The 20,264-nt window shown below is 66.4% G+C and carries 18 protein-coding genes; all 18 read right to left on the bottom strand.

Annotation, left to right across the window (positions count from 1 at the left end; all coding sequences use genetic code 11):
* Positions 1–114 precede the first annotated feature (114 nt).
* The gene (locus CH295_RS27885; RefSeq protein WP_037192792.1) at positions 115–291 is read right to left on the bottom strand and encodes a hypothetical protein; all 177 of its coding nucleotides are present in this window, start codon (positions 289–291) and stop codon (positions 115–117) included.
* A gap of 79 nt (positions 292–370) precedes the next feature.
* Complete coding sequence (gene wag31, locus CH295_RS20500; protein WP_094635444.1) at positions 371–1,222, bottom strand: DivIVA-like cell division protein Wag31; 852 nt, start codon at positions 1,220–1,222, stop codon at positions 371–373.
* Between the two features lie 160 nt (positions 1,223–1,382).
* The gene (locus tag CH295_RS20495; protein ID WP_037192795.1) at positions 1,383–1,670 is read right to left on the bottom strand and encodes a YggT family protein; all 288 of its coding nucleotides are present in this window, start codon (positions 1,668–1,670) and stop codon (positions 1,383–1,385) included.
* Positions 1,671–1,752: 82 nt separating this feature from the next.
* Positions 1,753–2,400 carry a cell division protein SepF gene (locus CH295_RS20490; RefSeq protein WP_094635445.1) on the bottom strand — a complete coding sequence of 216 codons (648 nt, stop codon included), beginning with the start codon at positions 2,398–2,400 and terminating at the stop codon, positions 1,753–1,755.
* A gap of 83 nt (positions 2,401–2,483) precedes the next feature.
* Positions 2,484–3,239 (bottom strand): YggS family pyridoxal phosphate-dependent enzyme, encoded by a 756-nt coding sequence (locus CH295_RS20485; RefSeq protein ID WP_094741767.1) that lies wholly within the window; start codon positions 3,237–3,239, stop codon positions 2,484–2,486.
* Positions 3,240–3,258: 19 nt separating this feature from the next.
* On the bottom strand, positions 3,259–4,023 hold the full coding sequence (pgeF, locus tag CH295_RS20480; RefSeq protein WP_094741766.1) for a peptidoglycan editing factor PgeF: 765 nt from the start codon (positions 4,021–4,023) through the stop codon (positions 3,259–3,261).
* Positions 4,020–5,294 carry a cell division protein FtsZ gene (gene ftsZ / locus CH295_RS20475; RefSeq protein WP_094741765.1) on the bottom strand — a complete coding sequence of 425 codons (1,275 nt, stop codon included), beginning with the start codon at positions 5,292–5,294 and terminating at the stop codon, positions 4,020–4,022. Before ftsZ ends, pgeF begins: the two co-directional genes overlap by 4 nt.
* A gap of 172 nt (positions 5,295–5,466) precedes the next feature.
* Entirely contained in the window at positions 5,467–6,261 is a 795-nt protein-coding gene (locus CH295_RS20470; RefSeq protein WP_170945990.1) for a cell division protein FtsQ/DivIB, read from the bottom strand.
* Positions 6,258–7,763 carry a UDP-N-acetylmuramate--L-alanine ligase gene (murC, locus tag CH295_RS20465; RefSeq protein WP_094741764.1) on the bottom strand — a complete coding sequence of 502 codons (1,506 nt, stop codon included), beginning with the start codon at positions 7,761–7,763 and terminating at the stop codon, positions 6,258–6,260. The genes CH295_RS20470 and murC overlap by 4 nt, the downstream gene beginning before the upstream one ends.
* A gap of 63 nt (positions 7,764–7,826) precedes the next feature.
* Positions 7,827–8,969, bottom strand: a complete 1,143-nt coding sequence (gene murG / locus CH295_RS20460) for an undecaprenyldiphospho-muramoylpentapeptide beta-N-acetylglucosaminyltransferase (protein WP_212556196.1) — start codon at positions 8,967–8,969, stop codon at positions 7,827–7,829.
* Positions 8,966–10,576: a putative lipid II flippase FtsW gene (ftsW, locus tag CH295_RS20455; RefSeq protein ID WP_094741763.1), complete on the bottom strand. Its 1,611-nt coding sequence runs from the start codon at positions 10,574–10,576 to the stop codon at positions 8,966–8,968. The genes murG and ftsW overlap by 4 nt, the downstream gene beginning before the upstream one ends.
* On the bottom strand, positions 10,573–12,045 hold the full coding sequence (gene murD, locus CH295_RS20450; protein WP_094741762.1) for a UDP-N-acetylmuramoyl-L-alanine--D-glutamate ligase: 1,473 nt from the start codon (positions 12,043–12,045) through the stop codon (positions 10,573–10,575). Before murD ends, ftsW begins: the two co-directional genes overlap by 4 nt.
* A gap of 3 nt (positions 12,046–12,048) precedes the next feature.
* Entirely contained in the window at positions 12,049–13,134 is a 1,086-nt protein-coding gene (gene mraY / locus CH295_RS20445) for a phospho-N-acetylmuramoyl-pentapeptide-transferase (protein ID WP_032394385.1), read from the bottom strand.
* Positions 13,131–14,639, bottom strand: coding sequence for a UDP-N-acetylmuramoyl-tripeptide--D-alanyl-D-alanine ligase (locus CH295_RS20440; protein ID WP_094741761.1), 1,509 nt, complete (start codon positions 14,637–14,639; stop codon positions 13,131–13,133). Before CH295_RS20440 ends, mraY begins: the two co-directional genes overlap by 4 nt.
* Positions 14,636–16,237 (bottom strand): UDP-N-acetylmuramoyl-L-alanyl-D-glutamate--2,6-diaminopimelate ligase, encoded by a 1,602-nt coding sequence (locus tag CH295_RS20435; RefSeq protein ID WP_094741760.1) that lies wholly within the window; start codon positions 16,235–16,237, stop codon positions 14,636–14,638. The genes CH295_RS20440 and CH295_RS20435 overlap by 4 nt, the downstream gene beginning before the upstream one ends.
* A 158-nt stretch (positions 16,238–16,395) precedes the next feature.
* Entirely contained in the window at positions 16,396–18,252 is a 1,857-nt protein-coding gene (locus CH295_RS20430) for a peptidoglycan D,D-transpeptidase FtsI family protein (RefSeq protein ID WP_094635449.1), read from the bottom strand.
* Positions 18,249–19,043 carry a cell division protein FtsL gene (gene ftsL / locus CH295_RS20425; RefSeq protein ID WP_502694518.1) on the bottom strand — a complete coding sequence of 265 codons (795 nt, stop codon included), beginning with the start codon at positions 19,041–19,043 and terminating at the stop codon, positions 18,249–18,251. The genes CH295_RS20430 and ftsL overlap by 4 nt, the downstream gene beginning before the upstream one ends.
* Entirely contained in the window at positions 19,040–20,071 is a 1,032-nt protein-coding gene (gene rsmH, locus CH295_RS20420; RefSeq protein WP_037192814.1) for a 16S rRNA (cytosine(1402)-N(4))-methyltransferase RsmH, read from the bottom strand. Before rsmH ends, ftsL begins: the two co-directional genes overlap by 4 nt.
* Positions 20,072–20,264 lie beyond the last annotated feature (193 nt).

Raw genomic sequence — 20,264 nt, 5'->3', positions numbered from 1 at the left:
TCTACTGAACGTCGTTCCGAAACACCTGGGCGTTTCGTGCCGACGTCGTTCTTCCGAAAGCTCCCCGGTGATGGCCGGATCGACGCCTTGAATCTGATTGCCTGAGTCGTGATGCTACCTGTCGAGCTCGGACGGAGGCCGTCGGCCCGTGAGCGCGCCGACGAGCAGTAGCACTGCACCCACGATACAAACGACGATGCAGGCCCACGCCCAGACAACCGAACCCGTCATCAGGGCGAGAACCAGAAAGCCGAAGCCGATCGCTGCTGCGCCGAGAGTCAGGACCAACACGGGACTCCTCGCTCACCACTCGACGCCACAACCTGGTCCGACGCTGTCGGGATCGACAGCGTCGGAGTTCGGTGGTGCGTCAGTTGCCCTTGGCGTACGACTGGCTGTACCCCGAGGACTGGTTGTCCTGGTTGAAGTTGTCCTGACCGTTGTCCACCGGCAGCGCCGAGGAACGGTTCTCGAGCTCTTCGAGCTGCGATTCGAGGTAGGACTTGAGCCGCACGCGGTACTCACGCTCGAATGTCTTGAGCTGCTCGATACGACCTTCGAGCACGGACCGCTGCTGGTTGATCGTCGCCATGATCTCGGTGTGCTTGCGCTCGGCGTCGGCCTGCAGTGCGTCGGCCTTCTCCTTGGCCTGACGCAGCTGGGTCTCCGACCGCGTCTGTGCGTCGGACAGCAGCGACTCGGACTTCTGCCGAGCCTCGGACATCATCGACTCCGAACGCGTACGTGCATCCGAAACCAAACGCTCGGCGTTGGTGCGCGCGTTACCGAGCAGCTGCTCGGACTCCGACTTGGCATCACCGGTGAGGCGATCGGCCATCTCCTGCGCGAGGCCCAGGATCTTGGCGGCCTGCATGTTGGAGTCGCCGCTCTGCTGCGGGGCTGCTGCAACGGGCGCGACCGGCGCGGGCTGCGCTGCGACGGGCGGCGGCTTGGGGGGATCCACCGGGCGCTGCGGCTCGGCCTTCGGTGCCGCGACCTGCGCCGGTTGCGGGTTCTGCCGCGCAGCGTTCTTGGCATCCGCGAGCTCCTGGTCGAGTTCACCGACTCGCTGGCGTAGGTCGGCGTTCTCTTCGATCAGTCGCGACAACTCTTGCTCGACGAGGTCGAGAAAAGCGTCGACCTCGTCTTCGTTGTAACCGCGCTTACCGATGGGCGGCTTGCTGAACGCGACATTGTGCACATCAGCTGGAGTCAGCGGCATGGAAGGATCCCTTCACGCGTCTTGGGGCGGTAGAGCAAGCATTCAGTTATATGCCATTCCGCGCGAGTGCAGAACAATCAAACTGTAACTGGCGTCCATTCTGTCACACGGGACACGCAGCATGCGCTGGGTCCCGCGTTCTAACATTTCGTCTGCGATCTCAGGCCGCGAGACCGCTGGTCACATTCCACGCGATGAAGACGACGAACAACAGGACCATGATGGACAGGTCCAGTCGAACTCCACCGAGGTTGAGCGGCGGAATTATCTTCCGGAGGAACTTCACCGGCGGGTCGGTGACCGTGAAGATCGCCTCCAGCAGGATGACGACCACCCCGGTCGGTTGCCAATCTCTCGCAAAAGTTCTGATGAACTCGACGATGATTCGACCGATGAGAAGGAGCCAAAAAAGAAACAATACGATGTTGATCACCGTGAACACGATCACGGCTATACTCTGCCTGAATTCGCCGGGCTGAGCAAAGCGCGCTGGTCACAGCCCTGTACTACCACCCCGAACAGTGAATCTCTCACTGCTGACTGTAGAAACCGGTCTCGGCGATCCGCCTGCGCTCCTGCGGCGAGACGTCGACGTCGGCGGGCGAGAGCAGGAAGACCTTCGTCGCCACCTTGTCGAAGGAACCGCGCAGTGCAAAAGCGAGCCCGGCGGCGAAATCCACCAGACGCTTGGCGTCCGCGTTGCTCATCTCGACCAGGTCCATGATGACCGGAGTGCCGTCGCGGAAGCGCTCACCGATGGTGCGTGCCTCGCTGTAGTCGCGCGGTCGCAACGTGGTGATCTTCGAGAGCGGGCCACCGTCGTCCACGATCGGGCTACGTCGGGTCTCCGCGCGCACGTCCATCCGAGTGTCCATGGCGAGCGCTCCCCTGGTTGCCGCACCTCGCGTGGTCGGTGCCACGCCACGTCCTCGTCCACCGATCGGTGCCAGCGTGGCCGCCGGGCGCGGTGCCTCGTAATCGTCGTAGTCGTCCTCGACCTGCGAGTGCCGAGATCCACCGAACGACGGCTTCACGAACTCGCGCTCGTCCATGTCGTCGTAGCTGTCGCGACCACCACGGGAGCTGCGTCGCGTGTCCGGATCGTCGAGGTAGTCGTCCTCGTAGTCGGCGAGCGGAACCATGCCGAAGTACGCCTTGAACTTGTGCAGGGTGCTCATCGTTCTGCCTTCCGTGGCGGTGTGTCTACTGTCCATCTCCAGGTTCGCAAGTGTCTGTTGTGACTGATGTGATCCATGGACTGTTATTGCGAGGTTATCGGCCGCGCGCCGAGTATTGCGGTACCGACACGCACGCACGTCGATCCGTGCCGCACAGCAGCTTCCAGGTCTCCGGTCATGCCTGCGGACAGCTCGAGCGCTCCTGGATGGTCGGCCGACAGCCGGCGATGCAGACTCTCGAGGTCGGCGAACGCGGCGTCCGGATCGGCATCGAGCGGCGGCACCGCCATCAACCCGGCGAGACGCAATCCGGACGCATTCGACACCGCGTCCGCGAGCTCGCGCAGTTCGTCGCGTTCGACGCCTCCGCGGTGCACATCCCCGTCGAGACTGACCTGAACGATCACGTCGAGTTCGGTCCGACGCACGCCCTCGTCCAGTGCCGCCGTCGTCGCCTTGGACAGTGCGGCCACCAACCGCGCACTGTCCACCGAATGAATGGAGTGCGCCCAGGCGGCCACCGACTTCGCCTTGTTTCGCTGCAGGTGACCGATCATGTGCCACCGAGGCAGATCACCGCGGAAAGCCTCGGCGGTCTCGGCGACCTTGGGCGACGCGTCCTGCTCCCGGGACTCTCCGAAATCGCGACACCCGAGGTCGTACAGGATCCGTACGTCCGAGGCGGGGAAGAACTTGGTCACCGGCAGCAGAGCCACGTCGGCAGGCGACCGGCCTGCATCGACACAGGCGCGATGAAGCCGCTCGCGCACCGACGTCAACGCCGTCTCGATCTCTCGCGCCCGGTCCGTGCCCGAACCGCTGTCGGTGGGTTCGCTCATGACAACCTTCTCTGCCGATTCACCGATCGGCCGTTTCCGGCCGATCTCCTGCGGATGTGTCCATCCAGACGACACTGGCAATGCGGCCGGTCGACCCTTCGCGACGGTGGCTGAACAAGGCCCGGTCCTCGATGGTGCACCGCGGATCCTGCGCCACCCCGGACACTCCCGCAGCGAGCAGTTGAGTGCGGATACCGGCGGGAATGTCGAGCCCCGGCGTACGGCGGACCGTCGTCGTCGCGCTGCCCGGGAGATGCTTGTCGACGTCCGCTCGCATGGACGCGGGCACCTCGTACTGCCGACCGCTCGCGGCCGGACCCAGAAATGCACCGATCCGCGACGGGACAGCACCGAGTTCGACCATCGCGGCCAACACCCGAGGAAGGATGCCGATGCGGGCACCGACCCGTCCGGCATGCACGGCGGCGATCACCCCGGCCTCCTCGTCGGAGAGCAGGACCGGCACGCAATCGGCAGTGAGCACCACCAAACCGAGGTCACGTTGCGTCGTCACCAACGCATCGGTCATCGGTACCGGCTCGGACACCGGACCGTCGACCACCGTGACAGTGCGTCCGTGGACCTGCTCCATGAAGACGAACCGTTCGAGTCCCATGCCCAATCGGTCACCCAGGCGTCGACGGTTGGCCTCCACCGCAGCGGGGTCGTCACCGACGTGGTCGCCGAGATTGAACGTGTCGAACGGCGGTGCCGAGACGCCGCCCTCCCGCGTCGTCGAGACGCGTCGGACACGAAACGGACCGGCGGATGCGGTGTCACTCACCGCCGCATGAAGGACGGCACATCGACTTCGTCTTCGCCCTCGTCCTCGGCGATCGGCACGCGACGGCCGGACCCGACGGATTCGCGGCCCTGGCCGGCCGAGTCACGGCCGTGACCGGCTGCGGATTCGCGGCTCGACGATTCGCGGTTGGACGAGCTCGACGAGTTCAGCGGCGGCAGACTGCTACCACTCGGTGCGCCGACCGGATCGCGGAACACAGCACCGTCGGAACTGTCGCTCGACCTGGAGGACACCTCGCCCGAGCGAGCAGATCCGATCGGGCCACGCGTGGAGGCAGCCGCTTCGACCGGACGTCGGGTCGGAGTTCCGCCGTCGAAGCCCGCGGCGATGACGGTCACGCGGACCTCGTCGCCGAGGGAGTCGTCGATGACGGTGCCGAAGATGATGTTGGCGTCGATGTGTGCGGCTTCCTGCACCAGCGAGGCGGCCTCGTTGATCTCGAACAGACCGAGGTCGGATCCACCGGCGATGGAGAGCAGCACACCGCGTGCACCTTCCATCGAGGCTTCGAGCAGCGGCGAGTTGATCGCCGACTCGGCTGCCTTGATGGCTCGACCCTCATCGCGTGAGGATCCGATACCCATCAATGCGCTGCCTGCACCGGACATGACGCCCTTGACGTCGGCGAAGTCGACGTTGATCAGGCCGGGAGTGGTGATCAGGTCGGTGATGCCCTGGACGCCGTTGAGCAATACCTCGTCGGCGCTGCGGAATGCGTCCATGAGGCTCACGGCCGCGTCGCCGAGCTGGAGAAGTCGATCGTTGGGGATCACGATGAGCGTGTCGCAGGACTCACGGAGCTGCTGGATTCCGGTGTCGGCCTGTCCACCGCGCCGCTTGCCCTCGAACGAGAACGGCCGGGTGACGACACCGACGGTCAGCGCACCGAGCTTGCGAGCGATGTTGGCGACGACGGGAGCACCACCGGTGCCGGTGCCACCACCCTCGCCTGCGGTGACGAACACCATGTCGGCACCCTTGAGCACCTCTTCGATCTCGTCCTTGTGATCGTCCGCTGCGCGGCGGCCGACCTCCGGGTCGGCACCTGCGCCGAGTCCGCGAGTCAGTTCGCGACCCACGTCGAGCTTGACGTCTGCGTCACTCATCAGCAAGGCCTGAGCGTCGGTGTTGACCGCGATGAACTCGACTCCCTTGAGTCCCTGTTCGATCATGCGGTTGACCGCGTTCACGCCGCCGCCGCCGATGCCGACGACCTTGATTACGGCGAGGTAGTTGTGCGGGGGCGTCATGGGCTCTCGCCTTCCGTGGATTGTTGCGTGAAATGTGGAAAACCCTCAACCTAAACCACAGGCTTAGAGTTATGTCAAGTACTGAACTGGTCGAAACGCTATTCATCGCCGACGACTATCGCCATTAGGCGCGCCGACGCCGCGCGAGAAATTCCCGTCACGCGCGTCGAAACTATTTGGTGGTGGGCAGATCCGGACTCGACACGTCGAAGATCTGCCCGGGCTGGGACAGCAACGCGATCGCAACTGCGGCCTTGCGTTCCGAGTCGTCCTTGCTGCCCCACACCACGGTGCGCCCGTCGAGCAGCAGAATCGAGATGTCGGACAACGTGCTCGCCCGCACCTCTCCTGCCTGATCGCGCAGCAGCGGTGGCAACGTATCGAGAACCGCGAGTGCATCTTCGGTCACCGGATCACCGAACACCGGGTTGTCGGTCACCAGACGCACCACTCCGGGCGGTGGTGGCGCGATCGCAAAATCGACGCCGGTGGAGTCGAGGAGATGGGTGCCGTCCGGAGAATCGAAGAACGCCACCGGAACTCGCTCCTCGACCGTCACCTGAACGGTGGACGGATACTTCCGCTGCACGCGAACCGTGGCCAGTGCCGGAATCGTCGCCACCCGCTGTGCCGCGGCCGCCGTGTCCACCCGAACCAACGGAAGGCCGACGGGGACGTCGAGCCGTTCCAGGATCTCCTCCTCGGACACCGACGATGCCCCCGCGACCGCAATGGTGCGAACGGACAGCAACGGTGTGAAGTACACCAGCACAGCTGATCCCACCATGACGACCACCACGGCCAGCGCGATGAGCAGGGCCTTGCGCCGCGACCGCTTCACCCGGGCGCGCTCTTCTTCCCGCGCCAGAGCACGTGCCTGCTTGTCGGTGACCGCGGACGGCGAATCACCCTCTCCTGCAGCTGTTCCCGACCTCGAAGAACGGACTCGATCGGAGCGGCGGGTCACGTCGACGGCCGATCCTTCGGTGCCCCGCGGCCGGTCGCAGCACCGAAATCGGTCTTCGAGCGAAGCGCATCCAGAATCGGTCCGCCGAGCATCGTCACGTCGCCTGCGCCCATGGTGATGACGACATCGCCGGGCATACTCAGATGGGCGACCTGCTTGGCCACCAACGACAGATCCGGCTGGTAGTTCACCGGCTTGGTGACCGACGCGGCAACCAGCGCCCCCGTCACACCGGGCAACGGTTCCTCGCGCGCGCCGTAGACGTCGAGCACGACGATCTCGTCGGCCAACGACAATGCGGCACCGAACTCCTCGGCGAACGTCGCGGTCCGCGAGTACAGGTGCGGCTGAAACACCACCACCACCCGTCCCTGCTCGAGACCCGAACGGTCCTGGCCCGCCACGAGAGCCTGCGCGGCCGTCAACACCGCACGCACCTCGGTCGGGTGGTGCGCGTAGTCGTCGAACACGCGGACGCCGTGCTCACGCCCGGTGAACTGGAAGCGCCGGTGGACTCCGCCGAAACCGGTGAGCCCGGCCAGCAATTCCTCGACACCGGCACCGACCTGACGCGCCGCGACGAACGCCGCCAGCGCGTTGAGGGCGGTGTGGCGTCCCGGAACACCGAGCCGAACGGTGCGCGCCGCGTCCTCGCCTGCGATCTGCAACTGCGCGACACCGCCGATGTCCTCGGGCTCCCACGCCAGCAGTCGAACGGCCACCTCGACCGGCCCCGCGTCGACGTCCGAGGACCCGTATCCCAGCACCTTCACTCCGGGAAGGTTCCGCTCGACCACGCGTCGAGCCAGCGCCGCCGAACCGGGATCGTCCATACAGGCCACGAGCACACCGCCCGGACCGAGCAGCGCGGCGAAATCGTCGAACACCTGAACGTAGGCGTCGGTGGTGCCGAAGTAGTCCAGATGGTCGGCCTCGATGTTGGTCACGATGATGACGTTGGCCGTGTACTGCAGCAGCGAGCCGTCACTCTCGTCCGCCTCGGCCACGAACACGTCGCCGCTGCCGTGGTGGGCGTTGGTCCCGGCCTCGTTGAGTTCTCCCCCGACGGCGAACGACGGATCGAACCCGCAGTGCTGGAGGGCGACGACCAGCATCGAGGTCGTCGACGTCTTCCCGTGCGTACCCGAGACCAACAACGTGCGGTATCCCTGCATGAGAGAAGACAGCACGGCCGGCCGCAGCACCACCGGGATTCCGCGTTCCCGAGCTTCGACGAGTTCGGGATTGGACTGGGGAATTGCGGCGTGGGTCGTCACCACCACGGTGGGTCCGCCGTCGATCATGTCCAGAGCGCTGGCGTCGTGACCGATGCGGACCTGGGCACCGCGTGCACGCAGTGCGAGCACGCCGCGCGATTCCTTGGCATCCGAACCCGACACCTGTCCCCCGCGAGCCAGCAGGATCCGCGCGATGCCGGACATTCCGGCACCACCGATGCCCACCATGTGTACTCGTTCGAGCTCTGCCGGCAGATCCGACATCGCACCCTCAGTTGTCACGCGGACGTCTCCCTCGTTCTCTTCTCATGCTCGACGCCGCCGAGCTCAGCGCCGCGCCGCGTGCGCGGTGTCGAGCACGATCTGCGCGACGGCAGCTGCTGCGCCCTTGTGCCCGGCACCGGCGGCGGCCCGAGACATGGTGGCAATTCGTTCGGTGTCGGCCAACAGCGCGACCACCGTCTCGCTCACGTACTGCTCGGTCAGTGTCGCATCGGATACCAGGATGCCACCTCCGGCGTCGACCACCGGACGGGCATTGAGTTCCTGCTCGCCGTTGCCGTGCGGCAGGGGTACGTAGACGGCAGGCAACCCGGTCGCGGAAACCTCGGCGACCGTCATCGCACCGGACCGGCAGATCGCGAGGTCCGCGGCCGCATACGCCAGATCCATTCGGTCGATGTACGGACGCGCCACGTACGGCGCGTCCGGATTGCGCTGCTCGACGTCGAGCGAGTTCTTGGGACCGTGAGCGTGCAGAACCGAGATGCCGGCGTCGGCGAGGGCCGCCGCGGCTCCGGACACCGCATCGTTGAGCGATCGGGCCCCCTGCGAGCCGCCGAACACCAGCAGCACCGGGCCTTTCTCGGGCAGACCGAAGTGCGCACGAGCTTCCGCGCGAACCGCGGCCCGGTCGAGTTCGGTGATGGTGGGACGCACGGGAATTCCGATCACATCCGCGTCGGCGGCACCGCGTGCGGCGATACCCGAGCCCGCGACCGCGGCGAGCACCCGCTGGGCCGACCGGGCACCGACCTTGTTGGCGATGCCCGCTCGCGCGTTGGCCTCGTGAATGACCACCGGAATTCGGCCGCCGCGGCCGAACAGGCGACCGCGGGCAGCGAGATAGGCAGGCAACGCGACATAGCCGCCGAATCCGACGAGTACGTCGGCCTCGACGGCCGCGAAGATCTCTCGGGTGCGGCGCACCGATCGCACGACGCGCAGCGGCAACTTGAGCAGGTCGACGGTGGGCTTACGGGGCAGCGGAACGGGTGGAATGAGTTCGAGCGCGTACCCGCGAGCCGGGACGAGCGTCGTCTCCAGACCACGGCTACTGCCGAGAGCGGTCACGGTCACGGTGGGGTCGAGGACACGCAAGGCATCGGCCACAGCGAGCGCGGGCTCGATGTGCCCGGCCGTTCCGCCCCCGGCAACCACTACGGAAATCGGTCGAGATGTCTGCTTCACCGTCGATATCCTCGCTCACCCGAGCGGACGGGCGGGCGACCGGGTTGTGGTTCCGGCCGCGGACGGTATGCCGATCGCGATCCGGCGGCGGGCTCTCGCCGGACTGGCTCGCCACGACGGGGGTTGCCGCGGGACGAATCGCCCCGGTACGCAGCCGATGTGGGCGCCATCGTGTCGGTCCGTGAGCTGGAGACTCGAGTGCGGGTGCGACCGGGCTCGGCTGCCCTCGCTGCGCGACCGGGCTCGGCTGCCCTCGCTGCGCGACCGTCCTTGCCCTGGCTCTTACGGGACTCGAGACGCTTGCGATCCTGCGCCGCCAGCGTGGGGCGAGTGGACTTCGACCGTGCCATCGCGGCTCGCTTGGGCGAGAACACGGCGGGCAGCGGCAGCTTCAGGGCTCGCGCGATACGGCCTTCCTGCCCCGCGTGCAGGGCTGCGATCGCCTCCGGTTCGTGCCGGGCGGCGCTCGCAATGATGCCGAACATCAACAGCGTGATCGCGGTCGAGGTGCCACCGTAGGAGACCAGCGGCAGCTGTAGGCCGGTCACCGGCAGCAGCCCGACGACGTAGCCGATGTTGATCATGGCCTGGCCGAACACCCAGCACGTGGCACCTGCGGTCAACAGGCGCAGGAACGGATCGACCGAACGCATGGCGATACGCAGGCCGGTGTAGACGAAGAGACCGAACAATCCGATGACTGCGAGGCAGCCGATCATCCCGAGTTCCTCGCCGATGATGGCGAAGATGAAGTCGTTGTGTGCGTTGGGCAGGTAACTCCACTTCGCGCGGCTCTGCCCGAGTCCGCGACCGAACATTCCGCCGTCGGCCAGCGAGTATTTCGCCTGGGTCGACTGATACGACAGGCCCTGGGTGTCCTCACCCGGATTCAGCCAGGCCTTGACGCGATTGGATCGGTAACCGGCGGTGAACGCGAGCACGGTTGCCAGCGCCAGACCGGTCATCAGCACCGCACCGAACAGCCGAGCGTTGAGGCCGGCGAACCACAGCAGCGCCACCAGGATTATGCCGAGGGCGATGGCAGTACTGAGGTTCGGCTGGAGCACGACGAGCAGACACATCAGCAGACCCGCGGGAAGCAGCGGCAGCAGCAGCGACTTGATGTTGCCGTGCTCGCTGCGACGCGAGGCCAACAGGTGCGCACCCCACAGAACCAGCGCGACCTTGGCCAGCTCGGACGGCTGGAAGGACACGACGCCGAAGTCGAACCAGCGGCGCGCACCTTGACGTTCGGCACCGATACCGGGAATGAGCACCAGCATCAACATGGTGATCGAGACCAGGAACAGCGGAAACGACAGCTTCCTGAGGTACCGAACCGGCAGCCGGAGAGCGACGTAGAACGCGACGACTCCCAGCGCGACACCGATCAACTGCTGTGTGAACAGCGCGTACCCGGACTCGTCGGCTGCGAAGGATTCGGCGGACGACGCCGACAGCACCATCACCAGGCCCAACACCGTGAGCAGTACCGCGATCGTGACGATGAGGTGGAAGGACGCGAGCGGCCTGCCGAACCACAGGCCGATTCGGGTGCGTGGAGCGGCGGTGCGGCGAGGCGGACGCGGCGGATGACCGGCGGTCACGATCGCGGCGATCCGATGTCGGTGGCATCGAGGCGCTGGACCGACTCGGCGAAGCTGCGGCCGCGGTGGCCGTAGTCGGCGAACATGTCCAGTGACGCGGCGGCCGGGGCCAGCAGGACCGTATCCCCCGGCGCGGCGAGTTCGGCCGCATGGGCCACGACCGCCCGCATCACCGCATCAGCATCTTCAGCACCATGAGTCACACCAGCATCGTCTCCCGAAGGGAGCCTGACGACCGGAACATCGGGCGCGTGTCGCGCCAAAGCCTCCGCGATCTGCATCCCATCGCGCCCGAGAACGACCGCGGCCACGAGCCGATCGGCGATCTCGACCACCAGATCGTCGATCACCGCACCCTTCAACAGCCCACCCGCGATCCACACGACGCGATCGTGCGCAGAAATCGAGGAGCGAGCAGCGTGCGGGTTCGTTGCCTTCGAATCGTCGATGAACGTCACCCCGCCGAGCTCGCGCACCACCGCAGCACGATGCGGTCCCACTCGGTAGGTCTGCAGCCCTACCCGAACAGCTCCGGCCGCCACTCCGATCGAACGAGCCAGCGCGCCCGCAGCGAGCGCATCGAGAACGCCGGACGGGCCGCTCGGCTCCACGTCGTCCGCAGCGAGAAGATCGACGTCCTCCCCGAAGGCGTTGTCCACGAGCAGCCCCGCCCGCACTCCCAGCTCACCCGAGGCCGGCTCACCCAGCCGGAAACCGACGACGGTCGCCGCCGCAGACCCGGCCGCCAGGCTCGCCGCCCTGGAGTCGTCGAGACCGACCACCGCGACATCGCCGCTCAACGCACGAGCCTTGGCCTGGACGTACCCGTCCATACCGCCGTGCCAATCGAGATGGTCCTCGGCGATGTTGAGCACCACCCCCGCCGCCGGACGCACCGACGGAGCCCAGAACAACTGGAACGACGACAACTCCACCGCCAGCACACTCGGATGTGGGGTACCGCGCAATGCGTCGGCGATGGGGAGTCCGATGTTGCCGCAGGCGACCGACTCGATGCCTGCGGCGTCGAGTATCGACGCCAGCATCGAGGTGGTGGTCGTCTTTCCGTTGGTGCCGGTGACGACCAGCCAGCGGGTTCGGGGTCCGTACAGCTCGACCCGGTCCACGTGCCAGGACAACTCGACATCGCCCCACACCGGAATGCCCTGCTTCGTGGCAGCGGCCAACACCGGAGAGTCGGGACGAAACCCTGGACTGGTGACGACGAGCGAAAACGCTGCGAGCGCCGCTGGATCGGCGAGCAGGTCGTCCTGCAGCACCACCGCAGCACCGGAGTTCGACGCCTCGTCCAGCGCGGCACGATTGGAGTCGGTGACCGTGACGACGGCACCGAGATCGAGCAGTGGTTGCACGACGGCGAGTCCCGAGATGCGGGCACCGGTCACCAGCACCGCGCTGCCACGCAACCAGGTCAGATCGGTCCGAGAGTCGTGCACGAGTTCGTCCATGCTCTATCCGCCGACAGCAGCGAGATACTCGCTGTAGAACAGAGCGAGTCCGACGGCCGACGCGATGGCGGCCAACAACCAGAACCGGATGATCACCGTCGTCTCGGCCCATCCGGCCAACTCGAAGTGATGATGGAACGGTGCCATGCGGAACACGCGTCGGCGACTGGACCGGAACACCGCGACCTGGATGACGACCGACGCGGCCTCGGCGACGAACAGTGCACCGATGACCACCATGATCAGCTCGGTCTTGGTCACCACCGACAGGCCTGCGATCAGACCGCCGAGGGCCAGTGAACCGGTGTCACCCATGAAGATCTTGGCCGGCGCGGCGTTCCACCACAGAAAGCCGATGCAGGCTCCCGCTGCCGAGGCGCAGACCAGGGCCAGATCGAGGGGATCTCGGACGTCGTAGCAGCCGGGGGCAGGACCGGCGGGCCCAGCACACGCCTGGCGGTACTGCCAGAAAGTGATGACGGTGTAAGCACCGAGCACCAGCGTCATCGACCCGGCGGCGAGGCCGTCGAGTCCGTCGGTGAGGTTGACCGAGTTGGACCACGCGATCACGAGCAGGCAGACGAAGAACACGAAGACCACCGCGGACATCGACCACGTGGCGATGTCGCGAACGTACGACAGTTGGGTGCTGCCCGGAGTGAGCCCGCTCTCGCTGCGGAACTGCAACACCAGGATCGCGAACAGCACGGCAGCCGTTATCTGACCGACGTACTTGCCGGTGGCGTTCAGACCCAGGTTGCGCTGCTTGCGGATCTTGATGAAGTCGTCGAGAAAGCCCACGAGACCGAGCACCGTGGTCAGGCCGAGAACGAGCAGGGCCGAGGCCGACGGACCGTCCGCGTCGTAGCCGATGCCGATCAGATGCGAGCCCCAGTACCCGGCCCAGATGCCGACCAGAATTGCGACGCCGCCCATTGTCGGTGTGCCCCGCTTGGACTGGTGACTCGCCGGGCCCTCCACCCGGATCTCCTGGCCGAAGCCCTGTTTCGAGAAGGTCTTGATCAGGACCGGGGTCAGCAGAATCGCGACCGCGAGTGCGATGCCTCCGGCGAACAGGATCTGCCTCACTGCTCACCCTCCGCAGCGACACCGGAGGCATCGGCCAGCAGAGCGTCTGCGACGGTCCACATCGCCCCGGACTGCGAGGCCTTCACCAGCACGATGTCGCCGGGACGCACCTCCTCCTGCAGCACTTCGATCGCCGATTCACGGTCGGGCACCAGCATCGATTCCTCGCCCCACGAACCTTCCATGACTGCACCCTGATGCAGCGCACGAGTAGGACGTCCCGAGTCGACGATGATCAGACGATCGACGTCGAGGCGGACGGCGAGCCGGCCGATCGCGTCGTGCTCGACCACCGAGTCCGAACCCAGTTCGCCCATCTCCCCCAGCACCGCCCAGCTGCGGCGTTTCGGTCCGTCGTCGCGACGCGACATCGACACCAGCGCCTTGAGTGCAGCGCGCATCGAATCGGGGTTGGCGTTGTACGAATCGTTGACGACAGTGACGCCGTCGGCGCGGGTGCGCACGTCCATCCGCCTGATCGACGTCGGTGCGGCCGTCCCGAGCGCCTGAGCAACCTGCGTCAGCGTTTCTCCACACTCGAGTGCGACGGCCGCTGCCGCGAGGGCGTTGCCGACCTGATGCTCACCGTGCACCGCCAGCGTGATCGGTACCGAACCCGCTGCGCATTCGAGCGTGAACGACGCCCGGGCGTCGGTGTCGACCTGCACGTCGATCGCCCTGATGTCGGCATCTGCGTTGCGTCCCACCGTGACGACGGATGCCGTTGTGCGGGTGGCCATCTCGGCGACCAGTCGGTCATCGATGTTGAGAATCGCCACTCCCCCGTCGGCAGCACTCGGCAGTGCTTCGACCAGTTCGCCCTTCGCTAGTGCGATGGCCGCGCGCGAGCCGAACTCGCCCAGGTGCGCGGTGCCGACGTTGAGGACCACCCCGATCCTGGGCGGTGCGAGCGTGGCGAGTTCGGCGATGTGACCGATTCCCCTGGCGGACAACTCGAGACAGAGGAAATCGGTCTCGGCATCGGCTCGCAGCGCCGTCCACGGATGTCCCAGTTCGTTGTTGAACGATCCGGGTGGTGCCACCACCGAGCCCAGGGGCTCGAGGACTGCGGAAATCAGATCCTTGGTGGAGGTCTTCCCCGAGGATCCCGTCACGCCGACGACGGTCAGGCCGTGTTCGGCGGTCAACTCGAGCACCGAGGCCCGGGCCAGAGCGCCCAGTGCGGTCAACACTGCCGAACCGGAGCCGTCGGGGTCGTTCTCGAGCGCCATCGCGCGACTGTCGTGCGGAACCGGACGCACGACCACGGCCGGTACACCCACCGGACGCGCGGCCAGCACCAGGGCCGCACCGGCGGCAACCGCGTCGGCGGCGTGGTCGTGACCGTCCACCTTCGCTCCGGGGAGGGCGAGGAAGATACTGCCGGAGGTCACCTTGCGGGAGTCGAACTCCACCGGCCCCGGCACCACGACCGTCGGATCCGGCACGTCGTGCACCGTGCCTCCGACGATCTCGGCGATGCGGTCGATCGAGAGTGGGATCACCGTACGCCCGCGCTCGTGCCGACCCGACGCGCATCGATGGCCGAGGCCAGTACCACTCGGTCGTCGAACGGATGCTTCACACCCGCTACCTCTTGGCCGGTCTCGTGCCCTTTACCTGCGATCAACACAACATCCCCTTCACGTGCCCACGCCACGGCCTGCTCGATCGCCGCTGCGCGGCCTGCCACGTTCCGTACTTCACCGCGGGCCTCGTCGGGCACCGACAGCGCGCCGTCCTCGACGGCCTGCCGAATGGCGGCCGGATCCTCGCTGCGCGGGTTGTCGTCCGTCACCACCAGCAGCTCGGCACCGCGCGCTCCGGCAGCGCCCATCAGCGGACGCTTCGCGGTGTCGCGGTCGCCACCTGCTCCGAGCACAACCGCTATCCGTCCGCGCGAGGATTCGCGCAGCGTCGCCAGCACGGCCTCGACGGCCGCAGGCTTGTGCGCGTAGTCGACCACCGCAAGGAAGTTCTGTCCACGATCGATCCGCTGCACGCGACCCGGCACGTCGACCGTGGCGACCCCGGCCACAGCGCTGCGCACGTCGACCCCGGCCGCAGCGCAAGTAGCCAACGCGAGGACGGTGTTGGCGACGTTGTAGCGACCCGGCAACCGGACCGAGACCGGAAGTGACGCACCCTGCGGATCGGCGACGGTGAACGACTGTGTGCCGTCGTCGTGCTTGGCCCAGTCCGAGACCGTCCACTGTGACTCGGCACCGGTCGACGCGGTCACCACGGTCGACCCGGCCGCTCGAGCGATGTCTGCCATCCGCACGCCCCACGCGTCGTCGACACAGACGACGGCGGTGTCGGCACGAACCGCCGAGTCGGCCGCGAACAGGCGACTCTTGGCCGAGAAGTAGTCCTCGAGAGAATCGTGGAAGTCGAGGTGGTCCTGCGAAAGATTGGTGAACGCACCGATCGCGAAGCGGGTGCCGTCGACCCGGCCGAGGGACAACGCGTGCGAGGACACTTCCATCACCACCGTGTCGACACCCTCCTCCACCATGACGGCGAAGAGCGCGTGCAGTTGTGGAGCCTCGGGAGTGGTGAGCGCGCTCGGTACGTGCCGGCCGAGAACACGTGTCTCGATGGTCCCGATCAGACCGCACCGCCGACCGGCAGCGGTCAGCCCGGCTTCGAGCAGATACGACGTCGTCGTCTTTCCCGACGTACCGGTGATACCGATGACGGTCATCTTCGACGACGGGTTGCCGTACACCAGAGCGGAGATCGCCCCCAACACCTGGCGCGGACGTTCGTGCACGAGCACCGGAAACTGTCGATCCGTGCCTGCGAGCGCTCCCCGCACGATCTCGAGTCCGGCCGGGTCGGTGAACACCGCCACCGCACCACGCTCGATCGCGTCGGCGACGAACTCGGCACCGTGTCGAGAAGATCCGGGCAGTGCTGCGAAGAGATCGCCGGGAAGAACGGACTGTGCTCGCAGATCGATACCGGTCACGCTCACACCGGCGGGGTCGCCCTCGCCGATCGTTGCACCGACCGCGGACGCCACCTCCCGAACTTCGGTGTGTGGTGGATGCGCCGGACGTGAACCCGGAGCCGGTTGTGAATCCGATGACACAGTCACTCCTGCTCCCTTCCTCTCTACTGCCGGCCGCGCGCCCGCCGCGGCTCGATCACGCCGCGGCGACAGCCGAACGAACACGGACGAGCCGATGTGTCAGATTACCGGCGTCCGGGACAGTCATGTCGCCGCCCCGACTCCCGAACCGGCGGGTCGGAATCTCAGTCCGCCTGCAGAACCAGCTTGGGTCCGGGGTCGGCGGACATCGGCACGCTGTCCCGCTGCAGCATCCAGCTGGCGATGTTGTGGAACAGCGGTGCTGCCGACTGACCGCCCGAACCGTCCGCGCTGCGCGTCGGGGCGTCGAGCATGATTCCGATCACGTAGCGGGGATCGTCCGCGGGCGCGATACCGGCGAAAGTGATCCAGTAGTTCGAGTTCGAGTAGCACTTGCACTCGGGGTCGACCTGCTGAGCCGTACCTGTCTTGCCACTGATCTGGTAACCCTCGACGCCCGCAGCGACTCCGGTACCGCGCTGATTTCCGGTGTCGTCCTGGGTGACGGATCGGAACATGTTGCGGACCGTCTTCGCGGTATCGGGACTGACCACGTACACACCGTCGGGCTGCTGGGTCTCGGTTCGCTGACCGTTGGCGTCCACCGTCGCTTCGACGATCCGCGGCGGGATGCGGACTCCGTCGTTGGCGATGGCCTGGTACATCCCGGTCATCTGCAACAGCGTCATGGACAGTCCCTGACCGATGGGGAGGTTGGCGAACGTGCCGCCCGACCACTGATCACGGCTCGGTACGTTTCCCGCGCTCTCGCCGGGCAGACCGACGTCGCTGCGTTGGCCGAGGCCGAACCTGGTGAGCATGTCCGCGTAGCGATCCTCCCCGACGCGCTGCGCCAGCATGAGGGTGCCGACGTTCGACGACTTACCGAACACACCGGTCGACGTGTACGGCGCGACGCCGTGGTCCCACGCATCCTTGACCGACACGCCGGACATGAAGATGCTGCCCGGTACCTGCAGCACCTCGTCGGGTGTGGTGAGTCCGTACTCGATGGCTGCGGCCGCGGTGATGATCTTGTTCACCGAACCGGGTTCGAACGGCGTGGTGACGGACAGATTGCCCATTTCCTTGGTGCGCTCGTTGTTGCCGACCCCGATACCGGGGTTGAAGGTGTTGTCGTTCGACATGGCGAGCACCTCGCCGGTGTGCGAATCCTGCACGTACGCCGAGGCGTTCTTCGCTCCCGACAGGTCCTTCGCCAGCTGCACCTGCTGCTGCACGTAGTACTGCAGATCTGCATCGATGGTCAGTTCGACGCTCGAACCGTTCACGGCCGGCTGCTTGTCCCGCCAGCTTCCGGGAATGACGGCACCGTCGGATCCGCGGTCGTAGGTCTGCGAACCGTCGGTTCCGGCCAGGGTCGCGTCGAGCGAATCCTCCAGACCGAGCAGACCGTGTCCGTCCCATCCGGTGGCACCGACGATGTTCCCGGCCAGCGATCCGCCCGGGTACTCACGGATGTCCTGACGCTCGAGTCCTACCTGCTTGAAATCCTTGCTGATCTTCGACGCCACGGTGGCGTCCACCCCGCGGGCGAGGTAGGTGAACTCGTCGTTGCTCTTCAGCTTCGCGAGCAGGTCCTTCTCGCTGATCACATCGCCGAGGTCGCTGTGGATGCGCGCGGCGATGTCCTCGAGGTACTGATCCGTCTCCGGTTCGGTCGGGTCCTTCGCCCGGGCCTCGTCGAGTTCCTTGCGAACCCGAACCGGTTGGAACGTCAGCGCTTTGGCCTCCATCGTGAAGGCGATCGGGTTGCCGTTCCGGTCCAGGATGGATCCACGCATCGCCGGATCGACGAGCGTGGTGGTGCGTTGGGACGCCGACTCGGCCGACAACCTCGGCGCGTCGAATCCCTGAATCCACAGCAACTGGGCCGCCGCGACGGCGAGCGCCAGGTACATCAGAACGCGGCCGGTGCCGTGGCGAAACCGAAAGGTGGACGAGTCGAGACGCTTTCGGCTCGGCGGCCGACGACGTGGAGCAGGCGAAGGCCTGGTCACTGCCCGTCACCCGATGCTTCGCCGGTGGGCTCGGGGGCTTCGACCGCAGGTGTTTCGAGCGAGGGGATGCTCATGGGAACCAATTGTTCAGCAAGCGCGGTGTTTCCAGCTCCATTGCTTGTATTCGGCGTGGCGGCACGGGTGTCGATCGTTCCCGACGTCCGATTGGGCTGCGAGGCGCTTCTCGGCGTCTGCTGCTGCTGTGACTGTGTGCTCGGATTCGCGACGGTGCCCTCGCCTGCGGCCGCGGACGATACCGGATCGAGTGGTGCCACCGGTGCACCGTCCGCCGGAGCCGGGGTACCGACGACCTGGACGCCGCCGTCCGGCGCGACGATGAGATGCGCAGAGTTCTTCACCGGGACCATTCCGAGCTCGGCGGCCTTGCGCGCCAACTCCGGAGCCGACTCCGCCAACTCGACATCACGCTGCAGCGACGCCCGCTGCTGAGCCAGTTCGGCATTGACGGCCTTGGCGGCGCTGAGATCGTAGGAGTCGCCCGCGGACCGAGTGGTCAGCAGCAACGTCAGACCGAGACCGATGGCGAGCAGGCCGATGATCAAGGCGACGAACGGAATTCGCGCTGCGATAGCGCTCCCGTTCAACGAAGGCCGCGCACCGGTTCCGGATCCACGCGCAGAATCCGAGGTGTGGATCGACGCGCGCTGTTGCCTGCGCTCGTATGCGCGCAGTGCAGCACCGGATCGTCCACCGCCCTTACCCGTACGTTCGTGCCGCGGCGCTGGAACCCGATTGCGTTGTGTCCCAACGGTTGTGCCTGGAACCGTCATTCCGCTCTCCTTGCAATCCGTTCGGCGGCGCGCAATCTCACCGGAGCCGAACGTGGGTTGACGTCGATTTCTGCATCCGAGGCACGCTCGGCACCTCTGGTCAGGAGCCGAAACTCCGGACCCATTCCGGGTAGCTCGACCGGCAGCCCCTCGGGACTGCGCGACTTGATCCGAGGTGCCAACTCCTGCTTGACAACTCGATCTTCGAGCGATTGATACGACATGAAGACCACCCGGCCGCCGACAGCCAACGCGTCGAGCCCGGCAGGGACCGCCGCCTTCAACGAATCCAGTTCACCGTTGACCTCGATGCGCAGCGCTTGGAAGGTGCGCTTGGCAGGGTGTCCGCCGGTGCGCCGCGTCGCGGCCGGGATTGCGGCATAGAGCAATTCGACCAACGGGCCGCTCGTGGTGAAGGGCGTGTGCTCTCGTCGACGCAGTACAGCCGAGGCGATCTTGCCGGCGAATCGTTCCTCGCCGTAGGTGCTGAGAACCCGGGCGATGTCGCCGTGCGAGTACGTGTTGAGCACGTCTGCGGCGGTGATTCCCACGGTCGGATTCATTCGCATGTCCAGTGGGGCGTCGACGGAGTACGCGAATCCGCGATCGGACTCGTCCAACTGCATGGACGACACTCCGAGGTCGAACAGGATGGCGTGAACGGAATCGACCGCAGGCAGGCCTGCCTCGTCGAGCGCGTCGGCGATGCCGTCGTAGGTCGTGTGCACCAACGTGATTCGATCAGCGAACGGAGCCAACCGGGCTCCGGCCAGCTCGAGCGCGTCGGGGTCCCGGTCGAGTCCGATGAGATGCAGGTGCGGATAGGTCCGCAGGAAGTGCTCGGCGTGACCGCCGAGTCCGAGTGTTGCGTCGATCATGACTCGGGTGTCGCCGGTGGATTCGAGTGCGGGTCCGAGCAATTCGTCGGCTCGTTCGAGTCGAACCGGAACGTGGACCGGGCCTGCGGATCGACGGTGGGTTCGGTCGGCGGACGACTCGTTGTCGTCCGGTCCGGTGCCCTCCGTCATGGTTCCTCCCGGTCGCGCGTACGTACTTCTCGCCCGGGTCCGGGCCGTGCGGGTCGCCCACCGAAGCCGATGCGAATGCATCGAGGTCCCTGTCCGATAGGGAACCTGGCGTTGGGGAAGAACGTCAGGGTCCTGATCTGCGAAACCTGGCGTTGGGGAAGAACGTCAGGGTTCTGATCGGGCAGAGGCCTCG

Origin of the sequence: Rhodococcus sp. 14-2483-1-2, from assembly GCF_002259405.1 — a bacterium.
In the GTDB taxonomy this organism is placed as follows: Bacteria; Actinomycetota; Actinomycetes; order Mycobacteriales; family Mycobacteriaceae; genus Rhodococcoides.
This window is presented reverse-complemented; position numbering and strand designations above follow the sequence as displayed.